This window comes from Kallipyga gabonensis (assembly GCF_001286805.1).
In the GTDB taxonomy this organism is placed as follows: domain Bacteria; phylum Bacillota; class Clostridia; order Tissierellales; family Peptoniphilaceae; genus Kallipyga; species Kallipyga gabonensis.
This window is the reverse complement of the sequence record NZ_CXYV01000002.1, coordinates 669346-692824: the sequence shown is the minus strand read 5'-3', so window position 1 is coordinate 692824 and position 23479 is coordinate 669346. Positions and strand designations below refer to the sequence as shown.

The window sequence follows — 23479 nt, the reverse complement described above, 5'->3', positions numbered from 1 at the left end:
CTTACTCTCCCTTCTTCAAGTTCAAAGAAATCCGAGGATCAACAATGGTCATCAAGATGTCACCCAGGAAAACGGAGAAAATAGCCAAAGCCGAGAAGATAAAGGTCAAGGTGATGACCATATTGTTGTTCATGGCTTTAATGGAATCCGGCAGCATCTTGCCCATACCGGGAATGGCGAATACAGCCTCGGTTAAAACGGCACCGGAGATGGCCAGGATGATAGAAGCCGGAATACCGTTAACGATAGGAATAATGGCATTCTTAAAGATGTGGCGGGAGGAGATCTCCTTGCGTGACAGTCCCTTTGCCTTGCAGAACTTGACATAGTCCGCTGTCTCCTGGTCGACCATATACCGCCGTACCCAGAGCATGAGGGAAGGTGTGGATAAGAGTCCCAGAATGAGAATGGGCAAGACATAGGACAAGGGATTTTCAAAGCCCAGGTGAGGGAACTTATCCGGCATCCCTAAGGAAACCCCGATATACTTGACAAAGAAAATGAAAGCCAAAGAAGGCACGGCGATCAGGACATTAATATAAACGATGCCGATCTTATCGATGAGCTTATCCTTGTTCCGGGCCATGGCAATCGCAAAGGGCATGGCGAAGAGGTAAGTCAGGATCAGCGAACTCACCCCAAAAATATAAGAGGTAGAGATCATCGAAGGGTTCTTATGAACCGTTCGTCCGTTCGCATAGTGATCGGTAAAACGCTTTTGGTCTAAATGGTCCAACTCGGATTTGTAGGATAAAGTGAACTGGTTGACCGGGCTTTGAAGGACTTCTCCTGTTGGGAAGGTCTGTTTGGTCGCTTTTAACTGACCCTGACCCTGACTAATAACTTCTAGAGTAGGAATGCCCTGGTTGGTCGGGTAGGAGTTCCCGAAAAAGAGTTTAATCGCATTCTGATGGATGAAGGGGAAGTGCCCATTGAAATAGAGTTGGTACTTGTATTTACATCCTGAACATTTGATGGCCGGAGCACCGTTGGGACCGGTTCCAAAGGAATAACCCCGTTCCAGGTCCGGATTATTCGGATCCTGAATCCGGTTGGGACCGTCAATTTGAACCATCTGGGATAAGTAGTTCCAGACCAGGCGGAAAACACCATACTCCTTGGTTGCATAGACGGCTCCATAGCCTTCCCCGGACTCCGTCATCTGCTGAACCTTATAACCATCTTTTTCGAATTCTTCGATCACTCTTTTTTGTTCGTCGGAACCATTTTCTGTGCAACCGGATCCGCCCTCTTTCAGGGCACACATTTCCGGAATTGTGACATAGTCTAAGTAACCCAGGGACTCCATGGTGGCTAGCTTATAGGCGATTTTTGGATTGCCTTTAAGCTTTTTATAGGCATCATCCTGAAGGAAGATTTTGGATACCGGGACGAGCTTATAGAGAATGCCCACAACAATGCATACGACGATCAAAAGAGAGATTATTGACTTTATCAATCGGTTGATGATATATCGAGTCATTTTGTCTCCTTACACTTTCCAGCAACGATTGAATTGAGGGGGTTGAGATGCACTCAACCCCCTCAATCATAGTTCCACTATCGGCATCAAGTTTCCAGAATTATTTTCCGAAATTCTTCTGCCATTCTTCGTAGGCTTTGTCGTATTCTTCCGTTGTGATGATCTCATCGGAAATCTGGAGGCCTTTATATTTAGAATCGGCCAAACCATAAGAGGCATAGGCTCTGGTGAAGGGGACGTACTTGGAAACCACATCACCACGTGCCTTCATCCCGGTGGGGATATAGAGACATTTTTCGATTAAGAAAGCGTCAGCTTTAGCAAAAGCCTTATAGCGGGCGTCCATATCATCAGTAATCTTGTCCGCATCGCGATAGAGCTGTTCATAGTCCATAAAGCCCAACTGCTTCTTCAGATCTTCGTTAGCGATGACCTCTTTACCATCTTTGGTCTTTTCCATCATGCCAAGGCCGGTGGCCATCATATAGTAGCCGGTGGTTGGGGAATAGATGTCAACGAAGGATTTGGGGTCATTGTAGTCAGGAGACCAACCGGTAAAGGTGGAAATATCATAGTCCATGGCCGTAGGATCGGATTCCTTGTAAGCAATATTGGTGACGGTGTCCTCAGATCTCATAACGAGCTCAACGATGATATTGCCTTCCGTATTGTCTTCGATGGACTTTTTCATGGACTGAGCCTTCTTGACCAGACGATCGGAGGTCTCAATGACCAGCATATCCAGATGGATCGGGAAGACGACGCCATCTTTCTTCGCTGCTTCGATGAATTCCATGGCTTCTTCTTTGCTGTAGAAAGGCGTCTGCCCATCATTCAAGTCGCGTTTTTCGCCGGTTGCTTCATTATAAGCATCGGTAACCAGTTGAGGATACATGGTTCCATCGGACAGGGTGCCGACATCAGGAGCGTTGTTGATGTTACGCTGAGATGCTTTTGCCAAATCAACAGGGTTGTCGACAGACTGGTCAGCGACAACGTCGTAGGCGGCACGAAGAGCCTTACGGAAGTTCTCGTTCAGGATTGCATCGTGGGTGTTCTTTTTCAGCGTCTCGTCAGTCGCATAGTTGGTTTCATTGAAAGTCTGACGATCAAAGTTGAAGACAACGCCAAATGCAGTTCCGTTGGGGAGGGTGTAGTGGGTCTGTCCCTCATATTTCTTTACATAGTCTTCATAGTCAGCCCAGCCCGGATTTAATGCAGCCTGGCTATAAACGCCGTTTTCAAAGCCCTTGATTCCGGAATAGTTGTCGGATCCATCATCATAGACTTCAGTGATCTTGGAAACGTGTACGTTGGCGGCATCCCAGTAAGCCGTGTTCTTGGACATGACGCGCTGGGATTTAGCGGTGTTTTCGGTGAGGATGTAAGCACCATTGTAAAGAATGGAGTCCAACTTTGCGGCACCAAAGTCACACTTGTCTTTGTTGGGAGCACCCAGTTTGCAGCCATCGCCGGAGCTTTCGAGGAAAGCCTTATTAATTGGATATAGCACAGAATAGGTGGTCATGGAATCGAAGTAGGGAGTAGGCTGCTCCAAGGTGAATTCCAATGTGGTATCATCAACGGCCTTTACGCCGACCTTATCCCAGGCTTCATCGGAGAAGTCGGAAGCAAGATATTCATCATATCCCTTTAAAACACCCTGTAAGAGATAAACGGCCTCAGAGTTGAATTCAGCACCATGACGAACGCCAGTGACAAAGTCTTCTGCTTTAACGGTGTCGTAAGCCTCACCGGTATGGGTGACCCACTGAACATCAGGACGAATTTTGAAGGTCCAAACCGTCTTATCATCATTCGACTTCCAGGATTCCGCAATAGAGGGAATTAGTTTCCCGGTAGGAGAATTATCAAGAAGTCCATCGACTAAGTTTGCATTGACCCGGTGGTCGGTTTCCTTGGCAGTGGTTACATAGTCCATATTCGCCAAGTCTGTTCCATAAGTAATGGTGAGCTCTTTCTCAGGAATGTTCTCCGTAGCTTGAGAGCCGGGGGCTTCCTGAGATTCTCCGGACTTGCTCTCTCCGCCACCATTGTTTCCACAAGCGGTCAGGGTCAAAGCAAGTGCCAATGACAATGCCAGCAATTTCTTTTTCATTTTTCCCTCCTTCACGATTCAATCGTGTAGTAATTTTGATTCAGTATAGCACAATGGAGCTTTTTTTCAAGGAATGAGAGAAATTTATAATGATAATAAAAAAGTCGCTTGCATAATTATTATGCAAGCGACCGTATTTTTCCCGGATTTTTTCCATTATTCACTAATTATTCAGCAAGCTTTCAACTTTGCTTTGGATGTCCTCCTTGGTGAAGGGCTGGGTAAAGTTGTTGGTGTCGTAAGCTATGACCTTGCCCTCTTTGACAAGGAGGATTGCCGGGATGTATTCGACCTTCAATTCCTTGGCAAAATGGTCAAATTCCTCTCCCTGAGCCTCCGCGTCCATATAATAAAGGGTCCAGCCCTCTTTTTTTGCCACTTCATCCAATAATGGAATAAATTTTCGGCAATAAGGGCAATAGGTCGCCCCCATGTAAATCAGGCGGTCTTCCTTTTTTTTCTGAGCTTCCTCCACCTGGTCAATAGTGATGGCGGGATAAGTTCCCACTAATTCATTGTAGGCTTTCTTCTCCGCCTTCTCTTCTTCGCTTTCTTCCTCCGAAGAAGCTTCCCCTCCCGATTCCATCTGGCTGACAGACTCGCTTTGACCGGACTCGGATTCTCCTATCGGTTTATTCTGCCCGCAAGCGGTTAAAGTGATAGCTAAGACCAAGGCTCCCAGCAAGAATTTATTATTCATTTTCATTGGTTAATTCTCCTCTTGCACTTCTTCCCCATAAGTCCATACAAAGGGCCGAAACACGGCCGATCGCTTCCTCGCTCGTCACATCCTCATTGACCATCTCCTTGCGGGTGGAATACTCCACCAGGTCTTCTCCGGCCTTCTTTCCCACCGTAATTCGGAGGGGGATTCCAATCAGGTCGCGGTCGTTGAACTTAACACCGGCCCGCTCATCCCGGTCATCCAAAAGGACTTCAACCCCCTTATCCATGAGGTCGGCATAGATTCTTTCCGCCAGGTCCACCTGGACGATGTCCTTCATGTTCATGATGGAAATGATGACCTGGTAGGGGGCGGTCAGGAGGGGCCAGATGATTCCCTTGTCATCGTGGTTCTGCTCAACGATCGCGGAGATGGACCGGGTGACCCCGATTCCATAAGACCCCATAATAATGGGCTGGGACTTCCCATTCTCATCCAGGAAGCTGGCCCCCATGGATTCGGAGTACTTGGTCCCCAGCTGGAAGATGTTCCCTACTTCAATTCCCCGGGCAAAGTGGAGGGGGGCACCGCACTTGGGACACCGGTCCCCTTCTTTGACCATCCGGAGGTCATCCACCACTTCCCCATCGAAATCCCGGCCGAAGTTGACGTTCTTCAAATGGAAGCCCGTCTCGTTGGCTCCACAGATCAGATTGGACCGTTGAGTCACCGTCCAGTCGACTAGAACCCGGACCGACTCATCCAGGCCCATGGGCCCGGTGTAACCTGCCTGAGCTCCGGTCAGCTTTTCAATAGTCTCATCGTCCATCATCTCCACTTCATGTTCAGGAACCTGGAGGTAGGCCACCAATTTGGCCATATTGAGCTCCCTTTCCGCAGGAAGGAAGACCATGATGGGATCCCCGCCGGCCTTAAGACAGATGGCCTTGACCATCCTGGCGGCATCCAGGCCCAGGAAGTCCACCAGGTCCTCGATGGTGGTCACATGGGGGGTGGAGATCTTCTCTACCTGGCCGGCCTCTTCGGTCGGAGCTTCCTCCCCGGCCATCCCGGCCTTTTCATCCGTGGCCGCATAGTCGCAGTCGGGGCAATAGACAATCACGCCTTCCCCCACTTCAGAGAGGGCGGTGAACTCATGGGAGAGGTTCCCTCCCATGGCCCCGCTGTCGCCCAGGACCACCCGATAGTCCAGGCCCAGGCGGTCAAAGACCCGGACATAGGCATCCCACATGTTTTGGTAGGCGGCTTCCATGGATTCCCGGTCCACATCAAAGGTGTAGGCATCTTTCATGAGGAATTCCCGAGACCGGTTGATCCCGAAACGGGGCCGCTTCTCATCCCGGTACTTCCACTGGATCTGGTAGAGGTTGAGGGGGAGTTGCTTGTAGGACCGGATTTCTTCCTTGACCAGGTCGGTGAAGGATTCCTCGGCCGTGGGGCCCAGGGAGTATTCCCGCTCGTTCCGGTCCTTGAGTTTGAACATTTCCGGGCCGAAAGTTCTCCACCGTCCCGACTCCTCCCAGATTTCTCGGGGCTGGAGGATGGAGGTCCGGATTTCCTGGGCACCGGCCCGGTCCATTTCCTCCCGGACTACCCGCTCCACCTTCTGAAGGACCCTCTCCCCAAGGGGGAGGTAGGAATAAATGCCCGAAGCCGTCATCCGGATCATTCCGGCCCGGAGGAGGAGGCGGTGGCTGGCAATCTCCGCGTCCGCCGGCACCTCCCTTAGGGTGGGCATATAAAATCGTTTCATTCTCATGGCTACACCTCTTCCTGTGCTTTCCAATTTAAGTAAGCCTCAACAAAATCATCCAGGTCTCCGTCAATAACCTTCTCCACATTGCCCATTTCATGGCCTGTCCGGTGGTCCTTGACCATGGTGTAGGGCTGGAAGACGTAAGAGCGGATCTGTGCTCCCCAGGAGATCTGGGTGTATTTTCCCTGAATGTCGGCAATTTCTTCCCGGTGTTCCTCTTCCTTGATCTGAACCAGCTTGGCCACCAACTCCTCATAGGCCTTGGCCCGGTTTTGGATTTGGGATCGTTCATTCTGGCAGGTCACCACCACCCCGGTCGGGAGGTGGGTGATCCGGACGGCGGAATCCGTCGTGTTGACGTGCTGGCCCCCTTTTCCTGAGGACCGATAGGTGTCGATCTTGAGGTCCTTTTCATCGATCTCAATCTCCCCCACATCCGGAATTTCCGGATAAACGTCCACGGAAGCAAAGGAGGTATGACGTCTGCCCTGAGAATCGAAGGGCGAAATCCGAACCAGTCGGTGAACGCCTTTTTCTCCCTTGCAGTAGCCATAGGCATAGGCCCCGGTGACGAAGTAGTCCACCGACTTGATCCCCCCGCCTGTTTCATTGAGGGTCAAAGCCGTCTGTTCAAACTTCCAGCCCCGGGATTCAAACCAACGCTCATACATTCGCTGGAGAATTTCCGCCCAGTCCGTCGCCTCCGTCCCGCCGGAACCCGCATGGATGGAGAAGTAGCAGTTGTTCCGGTCGTATTTCCCGGACAAAAGAGCATGAGTCCGGAGGGCGGAGACCTTCTTATTCAGGAGGCGGACCTCCTCGGAAAGATCTTCCCGGGCCTGAAAAAATTCTTCTTCAGAAAGGATGTCCATCATCTCTTCCAGGTCACGATGACTTTCCACCAGCCCCTTATAGCGATCGATGGTTTCTTTGTTGGCATCCAGGTCCATCATGACCTTTTTGGCCCGGTCGGGATCATCCCAGAATCCGGCCTCCATGGTCTGTATTGTCAGTTGGCGGACGGATTCTTCCAGGCCCTCGATGTCAAAGGGACCCCCTAAGCTCGTCCAGGACCTCTCCCATGGAGGCGAGGAGTCCGATGATTTCGTGGTGATCCATGGCTTTCCTCCTTATTGGTTCTTCTTATTGGTTCTTTCCATGGCAGTTTTTATACTTCTTCCCCGACCCACAGGGGCAGGGATCATTCCGGCCGATTTTCTTTCCCTTGCGGACGAAGGGTTTGTTTTCCTCTTCCTCACTGTCCCCGGAAATCTCCCGGGTGGGCGTCGCTACCCGGGTCCTCTCCAGAGAAGAGGCGGGAACAACATGGTAAATCAGACGGACCGTATCCTCCCGAATGGCCTCATTCATGGCGGCGAACATATCAAAGCCTTCATTGCCGTAGGCCCGAACCGGATCCTCCTGACCATAGGAGCGGACAGCAATCTCCTGGCGGAGCTGGTCCATGGCGTCGATGTGGTCCATCCACTTGCTGTCAACCACCTGGAGAAGGACGATCCGTTCCATCTCCCGCATGTTCTCTTGACCCAGCTCCTTTTCCTTCTTTTCATAAATATCAAAGGCAATCTCAAGGAGCTTGGCCTTGAATTCTTCCTGGCTCATTTCCCGGATGTCCGTGACCGCCAGGATTCCCTGGGGGAGGAAGAGGGTGTTAAGGTAGGTGAAGAGCCCCTCCAGTTCCCAACTCTCCGAGGAAACAGCGGGCGGGCAGAAGGAATCCACGGCATCGGAGACGGTGCTTTCGATCATGGTTTTGATGTAGTCCTTCATGTTCTCCCCGTCCAGGACCCGCTTTCTTTCTCCGTATACAGTCTTCCGCTGGACGTTCATGACGTTGTCATATTCCAGAACCCGCTTACGGGTGGCAAAGTTGTTGGCCTCAACACGGGACTGGGCCCTTTCGATGGATTTGGTCAGCATGCCTGCCTCAATGGGCTCATCATCAGGGAACATGGAGGACTGGGACATGTTCCGCATCCGCTCTCCCCCATAAAGGTACATGAGCTTGTCTTCCAGGGAGATGAAGAAGCGGGATTCACCCGGGTCTCCCTGACGGCCGGCACGGCCCCGGAGCTGGTTGTCGATCCGGCGGGACTCATGGCGGGAGGTCCCCAGAATATAGAGACCCCCTGCCTCCCTGACCTTCTCCGCATTCTCCTTGGTTTCCTGACTGAATTTCTCCTTGAGTTGGGAAAAAAGAGCCCGGGCATCCATGATTTCTCGGCCGGTGATGAACTGAACTTCCGCATCCGCTTCCTCTTCTTCGGTGACGACCGTCGACAGGGGAAAGCGGTCCTCCGGCTCCACGTGACGGAAGGAGTCGGCCCATTCAATCAACTCATCCGAATAGCCCTTGTTGGACATCTCCTTTTTGGCCATCCACTCCGGATTTCCACCTAAGACAATATCGGTACCACGACCGGCCATGTTGGTGGCAATGGTGACTGTCCCAAAGCGTCCCGCCTGGGCCACGATTTCGGCCTCCTGGCGGTGGAACTTGGCGTTCAAGACGGAGTGCTTGATCCCCACCTTTTTCAGAAGGCCGGAAATCAGCTCCGATGTTTCAATGTCCACGGTGCCCACCAGGATAGGCTGGCCGCTTTCATGGACTGCCCGGATTTCGTCCACAATGGCGGAGAACTTCCCCTTCTCATTTTTGAAAATCAGGTCATTTTGGTCCTTCCGGATCATGGGCCGGTTGGTGGGAATTTCGATGACGTCGAGGTGGTAGATTTCGGAGAACTCGTCCTTTTCCGTCATGGCCGTTCCGGTCATACCGGACAGTTTCCCATACATGAGGAAGAAGTTCTGGAAGGTAATGGTGGCCAGGGTCTTGGATTCCGAATTAATGGGGACCCGTTCCTTGGCTTCAATGGCCTGGTGGAGGCCGTCGGAATACCGGCGCCCTTCCATGATACGGCCGGTGAATTCATCGACAATCTTGACCTCATCGTCTACAACCACATAGTCAATGTCCCTTTTCATGGTTGTCCGGGCCTTAAGGGCCTGGTTGATGTAGTGCATGAGCTCCATGTGAGAGGGGTCGGAAATGTTGTCCACATGGAAGAATTTTTCCGCTTTATCATTACCCTGCTCGGTCAGGTTGGCGGATTTCCTCTTCATATCGACAAGGTAATCCACCGTTTCCAGTTCCGGGGCTCCATCCAGGAGCTGGTCCAGGGGGTTGATATTATCTTCATCCGGGTCCATGATCCGGCCTTCCAGAGTTTGGATGAAGGTGTCGGCCCGGGAGTACATTTCGGTTGATGGGTCTCCCTGACCGGAAATAATTAGAGGAGTACGGGCTTCATCGACCAGGATGGAGTCCACCTCATCAACGATAGCGTAGTGGAGGCCCCTTTGTACCAAACCGCTTTGGTAGATGGCCATGTTATCTCTCAGGTAGTCAAAACCGAACTGGTTGTTGGTTCCGTAGGTGATGTCGGCTTTATAGGCGGCCTGACGGTCACCGGTGGACATGTTCTGAAGAATACATCCTACCCGGAGGCCAAGAAATTCATGGACCTTTCCCATCCACTCGGAGTCACGGGTGGCCAGGTAGTCGTTGACGGTGACAACATGAACCCCCTTGCCGGCGATGGCGTTGAGGTAGGCCGGCATGGTGGAGACCAGGGTCTTTCCTTCACCGGTCTTCATCTCCGCTATCCGGCCCTGGTGGAGGACGATGCCCCCGATGATCTGGACAGGATAGGGCTTCATGCCCAAGACCCGCCAGGCGGCTTCCCGGACAACGGCGAAAGCTTCCACCAGGAGATCATCCAGGGTTTCGCCCTCCCGGTAACGCTTCTTAAATTCTTCGGTCTTGGCCTGGAGGGCTTGGTCGGACAAGGCCCCCATTTCTTCCTCCAGATCCAGGACCCGGTTGACCAGCGGTTGAATCCGATCAATTTCCTTTTCACTGAAGGACTTGGTCAAGAAATCAAATAAACCCATTTTCCCTTCTTCCTATCTTATACAGAGTTCATCAATCAAGCAGGTGACTCCTGAGTAGGGAAGATTCTCCCTGCTTGCTCATGAGCCAATTTCAAAATAATCATACAGATTCATTATACACAAAATCTTGTTCATAATATGACAAAAAAAGATCCCGTCGCAAGGACGGGACCTGAATAGACATGAAAAGACGTTTTGGATAACCTGAATACTTTTTCGGAAATCTTATTTAATGAATCTTCCTTCACTTGGTGTAATCATGCCGTAGTTTCCGGCCTTTCTCCGGTAGACTACGGAGAGGGTGTCTTCTTCCATATTGAGGAAGAGGAAGAAATCGTGACCAAGAAGGTCCATTTGAAGAACGGCTTCTTCCGGAGTCATGGGCTGGACGTCGATTTCTTTGACACGGGCAATGTCCGGTACATCATCGGCAACCGCCTCCTCAGGCAGGTCTTCGATCTGATCAAAGAGGAAGCCGGTCTTTGTTCCATCCTTATGACGGTTCTTCAGCTTGGTCTTGTACTTGCGGATCTGAGAAACCAGGGCCGAAACGCACTGGTCGACGCTCTGGAGCATATCAAAGGAGGTCTGGTCAGCACGGAGAATGGCATCCGAGCCGGGAACAGGAATAGTCACTTCCACCCTCTTCTCCTGGCTCCCCTCGGTTGACATGGTGACGGTCGCTTTGACGTCTTCGTCAAAGTACTTGTCCAGTCGTTCCAGTTTTTCAAGGGTCAGGTCCTTAAAGTTATCACGTATGGAGATATTTTTTCCAACAAAATGAACTTTCATATGGAGCCTCCTTCTATTGATTTACTTTCTCTTTACATACCCCACTCTATTTTTTACAAAACCTATTCATCAATAAGAATTGGGTACCGGATGAATAGATTTTTTTACAAGGGCTTAACATAGCCCTTTGTATAAATAGTTGGTGAGAAAAGCCCTGGAACATTTTGGGATACTTGTGGACAAATCTCTTCCCTAACCCTGTGGATAATGTGGATAATTTTGAGGATAAGCCATGTTTGCGGGATTTTTGTCCACATTCTTTCCACAAAACGGTGGATAAGTTTCCCAAAAAAGATCCGGTTGACTTTTATGACAAAACCGCTAGGCCAAGACCGGTCAAGAATAAAATGTACAAAGGTCTGCAAACTTATCAATTCTCTTGTGGTCTTTCTGACCATGGTAACAAGATCTTGACCCTATTCATAAAATCTCGAATAATAATTATGTGAGTAATCATCGGATTATTTCATGGCCCAACTTTATTTTTGACCCAAAGCTCGAATATGTATTCATGACCTTTCTCAAATCACGGGAGGGTGACTAATAAATATCAAGTCCTTCCGTAAGATCTCCCTTTCCTTTTTAGAGAGCGAAGAAGTGGGTACATTTATGAATAGACTTCAGTGGACGGTATCCGGTGGAAATCCATGATCTTTCATCGGAATACCAAAGCAGAAAGAAAAGAAAGGAAAAGCCATGACACAGTACCGTCTCTTTTATAAAGAAACTTGCCCCTTTTGTAAGAAAGTTCGCTCTTTTATCGAGAAAAACCACATTGAAGGCATTGAGGAAGTGGACATCAAGGCCGATCCCGCCAACGAAGACTACCTGATCGAAAAGGGTGGGCAGGATATGGTCCCCTGTCTTTTCATTGATGACCAGGCGATGTACGAATCTGAAGACATCATCCAATACCTCAGGGATCATTTCCTTGATGGGCAAGGGGAGGATGCCGATGATCTTGGTGGAAACACCTGCCCCCTTTAAGGAAAAGTGACAGAACGAGCCTGAACAAGACCGGGAGATGATCACAGGTTTTGTGGTCATCTCTTTTTTTGTGGCAAATCGCTAAAAGAGAAATCGCCGAACGAGAGGAGTCAATGGTGAAGGAGCATGAACACGTTTATGGGCCAATCCCCTCCAGGAGACTGGGCAGGTCCCTGGGGGTCAGCCCCATTCCCGGAAAGACCTGCAACTATGCCTGTAATTACTGTATGTTGGGGGCGACCACCCGGATGAGTGGAGAGCGGAAGGAATGGATCCCTCTGGATGAACTTCTGGATGAGTTGGACAGCTTCCTGGCTGAAGGAATTGACTACGATACGGTTACTATCTGTGGAGAAGGGGAACCCACTCTCTATTCCAGACTGGGTGAATTAATTGAGGGCTTAAAAACCCGCCAGACCAAGCCGGTGGCCGTCATCACCAATTCCGGAAACATGGACCGGCCGGAAGTTCGTCAGGCCCTGATGAAGGCGGACATTGTCCTTCCCTCCCTGGAATCTGCCGATGAGGCTACCTGGCGGACCATCCACCGCCCCTCTCCCCATATCTCCTTCCCGGCTATCATTGAGGGGCTCAAGTCCTTTGCCGAGGATTTCCAAGGCCAGCTTTGGCTGGAAGTCATGCTTCTGGCAGGGATAAATGACAGCCCGGACCAGTTGGAAGCAATCAAGGCTCTGGTTGATGAGATTAAGCCCGACCGGGTCTACGTCAACACCCCGGTCCGTCCCCCGGCTGATTCTACCGTCAAGATACCCGACCACAAAAGGGTTCAGGCGGCGGTTGACATCCTGGGTGGGATTGCCCTGGACTACCTGACTGATCAAGACTTCACCAGTGCGGAGGAGGACCCCTTCCAGGCGGTCCTGACCATCTGCAAGCGTCACCCCATGAACCGGTTCGAGCTGGTCCACTTCCTTGAAGAACGAGGGGTAAAGGATACGGAAGCCTTTATCCGGACCCTCAAGTCGCTTGGTGGACTGGAAACGGTGAACTACTGCGGGATAGAAAGTTATCGGAATACGAGGAGCTGATAGTATGCCAAGACTAAAACGCTGTTGTGCCATCCATGACCTCTCCGGCTTCGGACGGGTTTCTCTCATGGTGGTTATCCCTACCCTCTCTGCTATGGGGATCCAGGTTGTTCCCGCCCCCACGGCCGTCCTCTCCACCCACACCGGAGGAGCCTTCCCGGGCTACTCCTTCTGCGACCTTACTGACACCATGGAGGCCACTTTCGCCCACTGGAAAAACCTCCATTTGGAATTTGACAGCATTTATAGCGGTTTCCTGGGCTCCCCCCGCCAATGTGACCTGGTGAGCGGCCTGATCCGGGACTTTCGCAGGGAGGATAGCCTGGTCATGGTTGACCCGGTAATGGGGGACCGGGGCGATTTCTACGCTTCAATTTCCCCCGATATGGCGGGAGAAATGCGGAAACTGGTTACCCAGGCCGATGTCGTCACTCCCAACCTGACCGAGCTCTTCCTTCTCTTAGACCGGCCCTACAATCCCGAGGTCGGCCCCGAAGCCTTCCGGGGCCTCCTGGAAGAACTGGCGGATATGGGTCCCCAACAGATCGTCGTTACCTCCTGCCCCGGAGAAAAAGAAGGCGAAATTGCCTGCCGGGTATATGACCACGGGGAGTTCATCAGCTTCAGTCAGTCCTACTTTGATGTCCAATATCAGGGAACCGGTGACCTCTACTCCGCCATCCTCCTGGGCCTCCTGATGACGGGATCTCCATTTGCCAAGGCCTGTGACACGGCGGCCGGAGAAGTTCTCCGGCTCATGAAAGGAAGCGTGACCTACGGCGAACCCTACACCGACGGGGTCTTCCTGGAAGCCTTCCTCCCGGAGCTGGGTCAACTGGTCGACCGGGACCAAACCCTGACCCCCGGCTACCGGGAAGGGCGGGAAAGCCTCCGGAAAGTCCCCGCCCCCGGCAAAGACTTCCTGGGAAATCCGGGCAAGTGAGGGAAGGCCCCGCGGGCGGGGCGGCGGAGACAAGCTGAGGTTCCGGCGGGGTCGGGAGGACTGGCGAAGCCCCCCTTCCCGCCAAAATCCCCATTTCGGGGAGGGGCCAAGCTGAGCCGCCCTTTTCGCCAAAATCCTCGTTCCGGAGGGGTATAACGATGCCCCTCTTTTCGCTGAAAACTCGTTTCGGAGGGGTATGGCGTTGCCCCTCTTTTCACTAAAAACCTCATTTCGGAGGGGTATGGCGATGTCTTTTTTTCACTAAAATCCCCATCAAGCTAACAGAAGGCCCCGCGGGTGCCGGTGGGACTGGGGGCCGACATGAGCCCTTCATGCTGCCATGAGCCCACCCCTCCACAAAAAGACCCCCTGACCGCCAAGCGGCCGGGGGCTTTTTTGTTTTCTTATTTCCCTTCGCCCAACCTCTTCTTGTCGATGAGGTTTTTCAGGGTGTGCCAGGCGAGTTCGGCGCATTTGACCCGTTGGGGCATGTAGGCGATGGATTGGAGGGCGACGGCGTCACCCAGGGATTCTTCGAGTTCTTCCATATCGGTCTTTTGTCCGGTGATCATGGCCAGGAAGTCTTCCACTTTTTGGTAGGCTTGGTCGACAGTCTCCCCTTCGATGAGTTCGCACATGAGGGAGGTGGAGGCCTGGGAGATGGCGCAGCCTTGGCCGGTGTATGAGGCTTCCTTGATCACATCCCCGTCCATGGTCAGTTCCAGCTCAATCTCATCCCCACAGGAGGGGTTGTGGCCGGCTTCGACGATGTCGGGGTTTTCCTGGTCATACTTATAGTCCGAGGAGTTGGCATGGGCCATGACGATCTTGGAATACAGGGCTTTCATATCCATCAGCGGACCTCCTCTGGATGCATGGTCTCCTGGACCAGGTCGATCCCTTCGAAGAGCTTGTCCACCTCTTCTTTGGTGTTGTAGAAGGCGAAGGAAGCCCGGCATGAGGCAGCGATACATAGACCCCGGTGAAGGGGCTGGGTGCAGTGGTGGCCGGACCGGATGGCGATGCCGATGGAGTCCATGATGGTGGAGACGTCGTGGGGGTGGACCCCCTTGATGTTGAAGGCAACGGCGGTTCCTCTGGCGGAATGGCGGGGCCGATAGACTTCCAGGTCCTCCCTGGCCTCCATCTTAAGGGCGCAGTATTCGGCCAGGGCCTTCTCATAGCGGGCGATCTTGTCCATCCCGATAGCTTCCATATAGTCGATGGCGGCATGGAGGCCGACCACCCCGCCCACATTCTGGGTCCCTGCCTCAAATTTGTAGGGCAGGGGGGCAAAGGTGGAGGTCTGGTCCTCCACATATTCGATCATCTCTCCCCCATAGAGGAAGGGAGGGATCTTCTCCAGGATCTCCTTCTTCCCATAGAGAACCCCGATCCCAAAGGGAGCCAACATCTTGTGGCCGGAGAAGGCCAGGAAGTCGCAGTCCAGGTTCTGGACATCGATAGGGTCATGGGGGACGGCCTGGGCCCCATCCATGACCGCGATGGCTCCAACCTCATGGGCCAGACGGATGATTTCCCTGGCATTGGGCTCCGAGGAGAGGACGTTGGAGGCTCCGGTGAAGGCCACCACCTTGGTCCGGTCGTTGAGTTTGGACTTGTAGTCCTCCATGTCGAAGGAGAAGTCATCGTCCAGCTCGACATAAACCAGCTCCGCCCCCGACTGCTGGCAGGCGAACTGCCAGTTCACCGAATTGGAGTGGTGCTCCATCCGGGAGATGATGACCCGGTCGCCCTCCTTCAGGTAGTGGAGGGCCCAGATGTAGGAGACCAGGTTGAGGGATTCGGAGGCATTCCGGGTGAAGATGACCTCCTCCTTGTGGCCGACATGGATAAATTTCGCTACCCTTGCCCGGCCCTCTTCATAGGCCTGGGTGGCATAGAGGGAAAGCCGGTGGTTGCCCCGGAGGGGGTTGGCATTCTCATAGCGGTAGAAGTCCGCCACCCGGTCGATGACGGGGTTGGGCCGCTGGGTGGTCGCCCCGTTGTCCAGGTAGGTGATGGGGGTCCCCTCCGACTTGAGATAGTCGAAGTCGGCCCGGACAGCCTCCAGGTCAAAGCCCGGATCATCCAGGATGGCCAGGACCCGGTCCATGGTCATGGGGATCTCGTTCAGCTTTTCTTTCTTATTTTCCATGGCGGTTGACAATCCTTTCGTGAATCACTTGCTTCAGGCTCTCCCGAAGGTCCTCATCCGGGATCCGGTCCAGGGAAGGCCGCATCCGGGATTCGACGATGAGGCCCTCGGCCTCGGACCGGGGGAAGCCCCGGCTCATGAGGTAGAAGAGGATATCCTCGTCCAGCTTGCCGTTGGAGGCGGCATGGTTGGCCTGGACCAGGTCCTCATGGCAGAGGAGGATAGGGACAGCCAGGGACTTGGCCTCTTCCGAGAGAAGGAGGGTGAACTCTTCCTCTCCCCCGACGGCTCCTACCGAGCCCTCCTTGAAGTCCAGGGTGTCCCGGAAGGACTTGTAGGCACGGTCCAGGAGGGCTCCATTGGCTTCGATGTGGCCATCGGTGAAGTGGTTGAAGAAGGTGACATTGTAAAAAAAATCCATCCTGGCCTGACCCCAACCCAAGTAGGCGGTGTGGATGTCGGCCTTGGATTCGTAACCCACCAGGTCTCCCCAGAGGTAGAAGTTGGACTTACCGGAACCCAGACATACCGTGGTGAGCTTGAGCTCAGCCCCGTCCTCCATGTCAGCGATCAAGGAGAGGTTGGAACTGACTCCCTCATCCACCTGGTCAAGTACAATTAAGTGGAGAAGGGCGTCTTCTTTCAGCTGGACCCGAACGGCTCCGTTCCGGTAGTAGGCCCCCTCCCCTTGGGAGGCGGTGGAGATGATGGCCGTTGCCCGGTGGCCTTCCGGAAGGTCAAACTGGTGGGAATCCACCAAAATGGGCTGATCATCGGACAGGGTGAAGTCCACCCGGTAATGGTCCCCTTCCTCAAGCTCGGTATGGTTTTTGTAGTTGGCAAAGATCCTGTTCTGGTCCATAAGGTCTCGGGAAATTCCCCGGGGATCCTCCTCCAGGTCCCGGGCCGTATGGAAGGGAACCTGGGTCTTCCGATCCGACTCAAAGTCGGGTTGGAAGGGATCCAGGACCGCATTCTTCTCCATGACCAGGAGGTCAGTCTCCACATCGTTGGCCTTCATCCAGCGATTGGTCAGTGCGGGTAGGACGGACCCGCGGCCTTGTTTAACACTTGTCATCAGCCAATCGCTCCTTTCAGTTCCAAAGTAATCAGGTTATTCATCTCCACGGCATATTCCATGGGCAGTTCCTTGGCCACCGGTTCGGCGAATCCCCGAACGATCATGGCCTTGGCCTCATCTTCCGGAATTCCACGGGTCATGAGGTAGTAGATGGCATCCTCATCGATGGATCCAATCTTGGCCTCATGGCCCAGTTCCACATCCTCATTTTCCACCCGGATAGAAGGGATGGTGTCGGTCCGGGATTCCGGATCCAACATGAGGGACTCGCAGTCCTGGGCACAGCGGGACCCCTGGGAGTCCGGCCCCATGACGACGGTTCCCCGGTAGATGGAGGTTCCCCCACCCTTGGAGATGGACTTGGAGTTGATGGAAGAATAGGTCCGGGGAGCAAGGTGGATGGACTGGGCCCCGGTATCCAGGTACTGGCCCTTGCCGGCGAAGGTAATCCCGGTGAATTCCGACACCGCCCCTTCTCCCTTGAGAACGGAAGCCGGGTAGAGCATGGAAACGGCGGATCCAAAGGAGCCGGACACCCACTCAATCTTCCCCTTCTTCTCCACCTGAGCCCGTTTGGTGTTGAGGTTGTACATGTTCCGGGACCAGTTTTCGATGGTGGAATAACGGAGGTGGGCCCCTTCTCCGACGAAGAGTTCCACGGCCCCGGCATGGAGGTTCAGGGTATTGTACTTGGGAGCTGAGCAGCCTTCAATGAAGTGGCAATCTCCCCCGTCTTCGATGATAATCAGGGTGTGCTCAAACTGTCCCGCCCCCGGGGCATTCAGGCGGAAGTAGGATTGGAGGGGGAAGTCCACCTTGACTCCCTTGGGGACGTAGACGAAGGATCCACCCGACCAAACGGCATAGTGGAGGGCCGCATATCGGTGGAGGCGGGGGGTAATGAGGGTTCCGAAATACTTCTTGACGATCTCGGGATACTCCCGAACACCTGTCTCAAAGTCGGTGTAGACCACCCCTTTTTCGCCCAAAAAGTCTTTCATGTTATGGTAGACGATCTCGGAGTCAAATTGGGCTCCCACCCCGGCCAGGGATTTAAGCTCAGCTTCCGGAATCCCCAGCTTCTCAAAGGTGTCCCGGATCTCATCCGGAACATCCTTCCAGTCCCGAGCCTTCTGGGCCTTGGGCCGGACATAGGCGGAAATCTTGTCCATGTCCACCGGGGTCAGGTCAGGACCCCAATTGGGGTTTTCGGAGGCATTGAAAATCTCCAGGGCTTCCAGCCGTTTTTCCAGCATCCAGTCAGGCTCGTTTTTCTCCTTGGAAATCTCCCGGACGGTCTCCTCCGACAGGCCATTTTCCGTTTTATAATCATAGTCCAGACTGTTTTTAATATCGTAGACCCCCCGCCGCTGGTCGGACACATCCGTCCTCTCCGGCGGAGTGACCCGCTTTGATTGTTTTCTCCGGTCCCTCTCCGCCTTCCTTTCCAGGTGACGGGCATGGGCCAGGTCCATACGGTCTTGGTCCATCTTAGGCCTCCTCTTCCGACTTGGTCTCCAGACCCAGTTCCTCCCGGATCCAGCCGTAGCCCTCTTCCTGAACCTTGTCAACCAGGTCGGGACCACCCTCCTTGACCAGCTTGCCCCCGATGATGACGTGGACAAAGTCGGGATGGAGGGAAGCCAGAATAGTGGAGATGTGGGTGATGATGAGGCAGGACTTGTCTTCGTTGAGGAAGTCCGCTACCCCCTGGGAGACCACCCGGACCGCATCCACATCCAGACCCGAGTCGATTTCATCCAACATGACGAACTTGGGGTCCAGTGTCTGCATCTGGAGGATTTCCGTCTTCTTCTTTTCACCCCCGGAAAAGCCCACGTTGAGATAGCGGCCGGACAGGTCCCCGCCCATCTCCAGGTCTTCTGCCTTCCGGTTGATTTCCTTATTGAACTTCATAATGGAGGGGTTCTTCCCCGTCTTCTGGGCAACAGAAGCCCGAAGGAAGTCCTCTACGCTGACCCCGGGCACCTCCTGGGGGTTCTGGAAGGCCATGAAAATCCCCTTCCGAGCCCGTTCATCCGCCGTCCATTCCAGGATGGACTCCCCTTCAAAAAGGATGTCTCCCTGAGTAATCTTATATTTGGGATGGGCCATGATGGCGTTGGCTAAGGTGGACTTGCCGGCACCATTAGGTCCTAATACAACATGGACTTCTCCGGGATGGATCGTCAGGTTGACCCCGGACAGGATTTCTTTGCCCTCAATCTCAACATGCAGATCTTTTATTTCCAGTAAATTTGCCATATTCACTCCTCATTCTTTCTGACAGCGTGCATTTTTTTATATACCGCTTTTTCCCTTTTTAAGACGGTCGGGAAAAAGGAAACTGAACAATAAAACCATCCACTATTCAAGATAGGGGATGGTTTCTTCTCTTCCATTGATTATAATCACATTTCCGGATTTTTGATCCCAATCACACTTGAGCCTCCGGCAGCTGGGGATAGTCCTCTCGATAGAGGTCGACCAATTCCCGGGCAATGGTCCCCCAGGAGAATTTCTCCGCCACTTCCCGGGCCATCTTGTCCCGGTCATAGCTATCGATGGTTTTCACCATCCGGTCCATGGCCCGGCCGGCAGCAAAGGCATCCCCCACCTCCACCACTTCTCCGTAGTCTTCCTTCATATAATCATCCAGACCCCCGCAGCGGGAGGCGATGACAGGAAGGCCGGAAGCCAGGGCTTCCACAAAAGCCACCCCAAAGGTTTCCTTCCGGGAGAGGAGGACGAAGGCCTGGGCTTTTCCATAGGCTCGGGCGATGGTTGCCCTCTCCACCATTCCTTCCATGGTGACCGCCTCCCTGATGTGGAGGTCCTCAGCCAGGGCTTCCAGCTTTTCCCTTTCCGGACCATCCCCGAAAATGACCAGACGGCTCTTCGGGAAATGCTCCCGGTGGAAGGCAAAGGCCCGGAGGAGGACATCGTAATTTTTAATGGGAAGGAGGTTGCCGGCGGAAACAAAGGTGAAAGGTTCATTCTCCTTATTACCTGCAGATGAGACAAAAAGGGAGGTATCGATCACGTTGTTGATTACCGTGGAATCAAAGCCGGTTTCCCTCCGAATATTCTTTTGGAGGGAAGAAGAGACCGTAATCAGGCGATGGATCCGGGGATAAAGATCCTTAGCCCGTCTTTTGATTCCCGGATTCAACGGGGATTCATGGAGGAGGGAGGAATGCTCCGTTAAATAGAGGGCCAGGCCCTTCCTTTCACAAACCGGAGCGGCCACTTCCCCCACCTTGAGAAAGTGGGCGTGAACAAAAAGAGGAGCCTCTCCCTCTTCCTCCATAATCCGGTCCAGGAGCCGGCGGAAAGCCCGGGTACCCAGTTTTTCCTTGACCCCCTGAGGGATGGAGCCTAAAGGAAGGGACACCTGGTAGCAGGAAACCCCTTCCTTGTTTGTCCGGAGAAAGCCCAGGGGGCGTTTTCTTCGGATGGATCGGAGGTCGATGGACCCATAAACAACCGGGAGGCCTGCCTTCTTCAGAAGGCAGGCCTGGTCGAAGGCAAAGGCCCCTTGCTTGGGATAGGTCGGGGTCGGAATGCCGTTTCCGAGGATGAGAATATACATAGTATCGTTCAGAAACCTTATAACGTTAAAAAGCGATCGACGACATTTTCCGCCGTCATGCCCAGGTGCTCCAGGGCCTGGCCGCCGGGTGCGGAAAGGCCGAAGCGGTCGATGGAGATGACCTTGCCTTGAGGACCCACGTAACGGTCCCAACCGAAACCGGCTCCCGCCTCGATGGAAACCCGCTTGGTCAGAGCCTGAGGAAGGACCGATTCCTTGTAAGCCGGATCCTGGTCCTCAAACCGGGCCATGGAAGGCATGGAAACCACCCGGACAGGGATCCCCCGGTCAGCCAAAATCTTCTGGGCTTCCAGACAGACCTGGACCTCCGACCCCGTTCCAATCAGAATGCCCTGGGCCTGACCCTGGGCTTCAGAGAGGACATAGGCTCCCTTTCGTACTCCGTCCATGGCCTTTTCCCTGGTTCCCTCCAGAATGGGGAGGCTCTGACGACTGAGGGCCAGCATGGTGGGCCGGTCGGTGGATTCCATGGCCAAAATCCATGCCGCCCGGGTCTCGTTTCCGTCAGCCGGACGGACCAGGTCCATGTTGACCATGGACCGCCAGGAGGCCAGGTGTTCAATGGGCTCATGGGTGGGGCCATCCTCCCCGACGGCCACGGAGTCATGGGTGGTGACATAGATGGTGGGGAGCTTCATGAGGGCCGAGAGGCGGGCGGCCGGACGGAGGTAGTCCGAGAAAACAAAGAAGGTGGCACAGAAAATCTTGGATCCCCCGTGGAGGTAGATCCCGTTATTGATGGCCGCCATGGCAAATTCACGGACGCCGTAGTAGATATTTCTGCCCTCATCCGAGTCGATGACAAACTTATCTTCCCCCTTGATGTCGCTTTTATTTGACCCTGACAGGTCAGCCGACCCACCCCAGAAATAGGGGACAGCCTTAGCCACTTCCTGAATCATCTCGAAGGAGTTGACCCGGGTCGCCTTGGACTCGCCCACGTCATAAGTGGGGAGGTTTTCCGCCCAGTCCGGTTCCAAGATGCCCTCGAAAGCATCCCGGAAGGCCTTGGCCTTGTCCGGATAGGCCGCCTCATAGGCCGCAAAGGTCGCCTCCCAGGCTTCCTGGGCCTGTCGCCCCCGGTCAGCTACCGCTTCTTTATAAAGGGCATAGGCTTCATCGGGCACATCAAAAGGCTCGCGAGCCCAAGCCAGGTTTTCCGCCAGGCTGACCCGTCCCTCGTCGCCGATGGGAGCCCCGTGGACGCTGGAAGTCCCCTGACCCGGAGCACCGTAGCCGATGACGGTCTTTACCTCGATCAGGCTGGGCTTTTTCTCCTCCTCCCGGGCCTGGCGAAGGGCCGATTCAATGGCCTCCACATCGTTACCGTCTTCCACCGTCAGAACCTGCCAACCCAGGGCCCGGAAGCGACCCGCCACATCCTCCGAGAAGGAAAGGTCCAGGGGGCCGTCCAAAGAGATCCGGTTGGAGTCATAAAGGCCGATCAGCTTGCCCAGGCCCAGGTGGCCGGCCAGGGAAGCCGCCTCATTGGACACCCCTTCCATGAGGTCCCCATCCCCGCAGAGGAAGTAGGTGAAGTGGTCCATGACCTTGTAGTCCTGGGTGTTATAGAGAGCAGCCTGGTGCCTTTCCGCCATGGCCATGCCAACAGCCATGGCAATCCCCTGACCCAGAGGGCCGGTCGTGGCTTCCACCCCATCCGTGTGGTGGACCTCCGGGTGCCCCGGAGTCCTGGAATCCAGCTGGCGGAAGTTCTTCAGGTCATCAATGGTCAGGTCATAGCCGGACAGGTGGAGGAGGGAGTAAAGGAGGGCCGACCCATGTCCTGCGGAGAGGATGAACCGGTCCCGGTTGGGCCAATGGGCATCCGCGGGATTCTGGTCCATGACCCGGGTGAAAAGGGCATGGGCCATAGGGGCCGATCCCAGCGGCAGACCGGGGTGGCCGGACTTGGCCTTATTGATCATATCAACACTTAACATTCGAATGGCATTGATCGCCACTTGGTCCATCTTGTTCACGTTCATACCTCCTTGTGGGTTAGTCAACGGACTTCCGGGTCATTTGGACAATTCTATCAACAAGCGGTTTGAAAACCGCAGTATCCGCTTCTTCGATCCGGCCCCGGTCCATGAGCCGGGCCAGGTCGGGGTTGATGGGGACCCGGGCCAGAAGATCCAGACCCTTGTCCGCACAGACCTCTTCGATATGGCTGTCCCCGAAGATCTTGTATTTCTTTCCTGTATCGGGAGCCTCGAAATAGGACATATTTTCCACCAGGCCCACGATGGGGATTCCCATCATCTGGCACATATTGATGGCCTTGCCTACGATCATAGACACCAGGTCCTGGGGTGAGGTCACGATAATGACCCCATCCACCGGGAGGGACTGGAAGACAGTCAGAGGAACATCGCCCGTTCCCGGGGGCATGTCAACAAAAAGGTAGTCCACGTTGGAATAGACAAAATCGGTCCAAAACTGGGTGACCGCCTGACCCACCATGGGTCCCTTCCACAGGACAGGATCCTCTTCGTGGCCCAGGATGAGGTTGGCCGAAACGATTTGGATGCCGGCATTGGATTCCCGGGCATGAGGAACCTTGCCCACCATCTCAAAGCCCTTGCTCAAACCGAAGGCTCTGGGGATGGAGGGGCCGGTGATGTCTCCGTCCAATATCCCCGTATTCCAGCCCGACCGGGCGGTAGCCAAGGCGGCCAGGGAAGTCACCATGGACTTTCCCACCCCGCCCTTACCCGACATGACGGCGATGACATGGTCAATCTTTGATTTCTCGTGGGCCTTCTTTTGGAGAGGCCGGTTCATTTCTGGCATTTCTCTGTGACCTTTCTTGTGTTCAAGGAGCCTTCCGGCTCA

At 53.9% G+C, this 23479-nt stretch carries 18 protein-coding genes; 3 read left to right on the top strand and 15 right to left on the bottom strand.

Annotation, left to right across the window (positions count from 1 at the left end):
• Nucleotide 1: 1 nt before the first annotated feature.
• The 7 genes from BN2373_RS04560 to hpf form a co-directional block, all read right to left on the bottom strand.
• Complete coding sequence (locus BN2373_RS04560; RefSeq protein ID WP_053942957.1) at nucleotides 2–1483, bottom strand: ABC transporter permease; 1482 nt, start codon at nucleotides 1481–1483, stop codon at nucleotides 2–4.
• Nucleotides 1484–1583: 100 nt separating this feature from the next.
• Nucleotides 1584–3602 (bottom strand): ABC transporter substrate-binding protein, encoded by a 2019-nt coding sequence (locus tag BN2373_RS04555; protein WP_053942956.1) that lies wholly within the window; start codon nucleotides 3600–3602, stop codon nucleotides 1584–1586.
• A 163-nt stretch (nucleotides 3603–3765) separates the two neighbouring features.
• Complete coding sequence (locus tag BN2373_RS04550) at nucleotides 3766–4308, bottom strand: thioredoxin family protein (RefSeq protein WP_053942955.1); 543 nt, start codon at nucleotides 4306–4308, stop codon at nucleotides 3766–3768.
• Nucleotides 4295–6046, bottom strand: coding sequence for a proline--tRNA ligase (locus BN2373_RS04545; protein WP_053942954.1), 1752 nt, complete (start codon nucleotides 6044–6046; stop codon nucleotides 4295–4297). Before BN2373_RS04545 ends, BN2373_RS04550 begins: the two co-directional genes overlap by 14 nt.
• Before the next feature lie 2 nt (nucleotides 6047–6048).
• Nucleotides 6049–7162, bottom strand: a protein-coding gene (prfB, locus tag BN2373_RS04540) for a peptide chain release factor 2 (protein WP_238379627.1) whose coding sequence is annotated in 2 segments (ribosomal slippage) — nucleotides 6049–7089 and nucleotides 7091–7162 — 1113 coding nt in all. Because the reading frame shifts where the segments join, the coding sequence is not laid out codon by codon here.
• Between the two features lie 24 nt (nucleotides 7163–7186).
• The gene (gene secA, locus BN2373_RS04535) at nucleotides 7187–10018 is read right to left on the bottom strand and encodes a preprotein translocase subunit SecA (RefSeq protein WP_053942952.1); all 2832 of its coding nucleotides are present in this window, start codon (nucleotides 10016–10018) and stop codon (nucleotides 7187–7189) included.
• 225 nt (nucleotides 10019–10243) lie between these two features.
• A complete protein-coding gene (gene hpf, locus BN2373_RS04530) occupies nucleotides 10244–10810 on the bottom strand; it encodes a ribosome hibernation-promoting factor, HPF/YfiA family (protein ID WP_053942951.1) in 567 nt (188 codons plus the stop codon).
• Between the two features lie 696 nt (nucleotides 10811–11506).
• Between hpf and BN2373_RS04525 the strand changes: the two genes are divergently transcribed.
• The 3 genes from BN2373_RS04525 (at nucleotide 11507) to BN2373_RS04515 (ending at nucleotide 13789) form a co-directional block, all read left to right on the top strand.
• Nucleotides 11507–11797 (top strand): glutaredoxin family protein, encoded by a 291-nt coding sequence (locus BN2373_RS04525; protein ID WP_053942950.1) that lies wholly within the window; start codon nucleotides 11507–11509, stop codon nucleotides 11795–11797.
• Nucleotides 11798–11913: 116 nt separating this feature from the next.
• Complete coding sequence (locus BN2373_RS04520; RefSeq protein WP_053942949.1) at nucleotides 11914–12846, top strand: radical SAM protein; 933 nt, start codon at nucleotides 11914–11916, stop codon at nucleotides 12844–12846.
• 4 nt (nucleotides 12847–12850) lie between these two features.
• Complete coding sequence (locus tag BN2373_RS04515) at nucleotides 12851–13789, top strand: pyridoxamine kinase (protein ID WP_053942948.1); 939 nt, start codon at nucleotides 12851–12853, stop codon at nucleotides 13787–13789.
• 404 nt (nucleotides 13790–14193) lie between these two features.
• On the opposite strand, the gene sufU is transcribed toward BN2373_RS04515, so the two are convergent.
• The 8 genes from sufU to BN2373_RS04475 all read right to left on the bottom strand — a co-directional run bounded on the left by sufU (nucleotide 14194) and on the right by BN2373_RS04475 (nucleotide 23428).
• Nucleotides 14194–14643, bottom strand: a complete 450-nt coding sequence (gene sufU, locus BN2373_RS04510) for a Fe-S cluster assembly sulfur transfer protein SufU (protein WP_019133929.1) — start codon at nucleotides 14641–14643, stop codon at nucleotides 14194–14196.
• A complete protein-coding gene (locus BN2373_RS04505) occupies nucleotides 14643–15947 on the bottom strand; it encodes an aminotransferase class V-fold PLP-dependent enzyme (protein ID WP_238379626.1) in 1305 nt (434 codons plus the stop codon). The genes sufU and BN2373_RS04505 overlap by 1 nt, the downstream gene beginning before the upstream one ends.
• A complete protein-coding gene (locus BN2373_RS04500) occupies nucleotides 15937–17025 on the bottom strand; it encodes a SufD family Fe-S cluster assembly protein (RefSeq protein ID WP_053942947.1) in 1089 nt (362 codons plus the stop codon). Before BN2373_RS04500 ends, BN2373_RS04505 begins: the two co-directional genes overlap by 11 nt.
• Nucleotides 17025–18518, bottom strand: a complete 1494-nt coding sequence (sufB, locus tag BN2373_RS04495; protein WP_238379625.1) for a Fe-S cluster assembly protein SufB — start codon at nucleotides 18516–18518, stop codon at nucleotides 17025–17027. Before sufB ends, BN2373_RS04500 begins: the two co-directional genes overlap by 1 nt.
• A gap of 1 nt (nucleotide 18519) precedes the next feature.
• Nucleotides 18520–19293 (bottom strand): Fe-S cluster assembly ATPase SufC, encoded by a 774-nt coding sequence (sufC, locus tag BN2373_RS04490; protein WP_053942946.1) that lies wholly within the window; start codon nucleotides 19291–19293, stop codon nucleotides 18520–18522.
• Nucleotides 19294–19465: 172 nt separating this feature from the next.
• Entirely contained in the window at nucleotides 19466–20620 is a 1155-nt protein-coding gene (locus BN2373_RS04485; protein WP_053942945.1) for a glycosyltransferase, read from the bottom strand.
• 17 nt (nucleotides 20621–20637) lie between these two features.
• Nucleotides 20638–22629, bottom strand: a complete 1992-nt coding sequence (tkt, locus tag BN2373_RS04480; protein WP_053942944.1) for a transketolase — start codon at nucleotides 22627–22629, stop codon at nucleotides 20638–20640.
• A 13-nt stretch (nucleotides 22630–22642) separates the two neighbouring features.
• Nucleotides 22643–23428: an Mrp/NBP35 family ATP-binding protein gene (locus tag BN2373_RS04475; protein ID WP_082338301.1), complete on the bottom strand. Its 786-nt coding sequence runs from the start codon at nucleotides 23426–23428 to the stop codon at nucleotides 22643–22645.
• Nucleotides 23429–23479 lie beyond the last annotated feature (51 nt).

Bases quoted from the DNA above. Each gene is read 5' to 3' on its own strand.
- BN2373_RS04560 (WP_053942957.1), bottom strand. From the start codon at position 1,483: ATGACTCGATATATCATCAACCGATTGATAAAGTCAATAATCTCTCTT.
- BN2373_RS04515 (WP_053942948.1), top strand. From the start codon at position 12,851: ATGCCAAGACTAAAACGCTGTTGTGCCATCCATGACCTCTCCGGCTTC.
- BN2373_RS04555 (WP_053942956.1), bottom strand. From the start codon at position 3,602: ATGAAAAAGAAATTGCTGGCATTGTCATTGGCACTTGCTTTGACCCTG.
- BN2373_RS04485 (WP_053942945.1), bottom strand. From the start codon at position 20,620: ATGTATATTCTCATCCTCGGAAACGGCATTCCGACCCCGACCTATCCC.
- sufB (WP_238379625.1), bottom strand. From the start codon at position 18,518: ATGGACCAAGACCGTATGGACCTGGCCCATGCCCGTCACCTGGAAAGG.
- tkt (WP_053942944.1), bottom strand. From the start codon at position 22,629: ATGAACGTGAACAAGATGGACCAAGTGGCGATCAATGCCATTCGAATG.
- BN2373_RS04500 (WP_053942947.1), bottom strand. From the start codon at position 17,025: ATGACAAGTGTTAAACAAGGCCGCGGGTCCGTCCTACCCGCACTGACC.
- sufC (WP_053942946.1), bottom strand. From the start codon at position 19,293: ATGGCAAATTTACTGGAAATAAAAGATCTGCATGTTGAGATTGAGGGC.
- BN2373_RS04525 (WP_053942950.1), top strand. From the start codon at position 11,507: ATGACACAGTACCGTCTCTTTTATAAAGAAACTTGCCCCTTTTGTAAG.
- BN2373_RS04505 (WP_238379626.1), bottom strand. From the start codon at position 15,947: ATGGAAAATAAGAAAGAAAAGCTGAACGAGATCCCCATGACCATGGAC.
- BN2373_RS04545 (WP_053942954.1), bottom strand. From the start codon at position 6,046: ATGAGAATGAAACGATTTTATATGCCCACCCTAAGGGAGGTGCCGGCG.
- BN2373_RS04550 (WP_053942955.1), bottom strand. From the start codon at position 4,308: ATGAAAATGAATAATAAATTCTTGCTGGGAGCCTTGGTCTTAGCTATC.
- BN2373_RS04475 (WP_082338301.1), bottom strand. From the start codon at position 23,428: ATGAACCGGCCTCTCCAAAAGAAGGCCCACGAGAAATCAAAGATTGAC.
- secA (WP_053942952.1), bottom strand. From the start codon at position 10,018: ATGGGTTTATTTGATTTCTTGACCAAGTCCTTCAGTGAAAAGGAAATT.
- hpf (WP_053942951.1), bottom strand. From the start codon at position 10,810: ATGAAAGTTCATTTTGTTGGAAAAAATATCTCCATACGTGATAACTTT.
- sufU (WP_019133929.1), bottom strand. From the start codon at position 14,643: ATGGATATGAAAGCCCTGTATTCCAAGATCGTCATGGCCCATGCCAAC.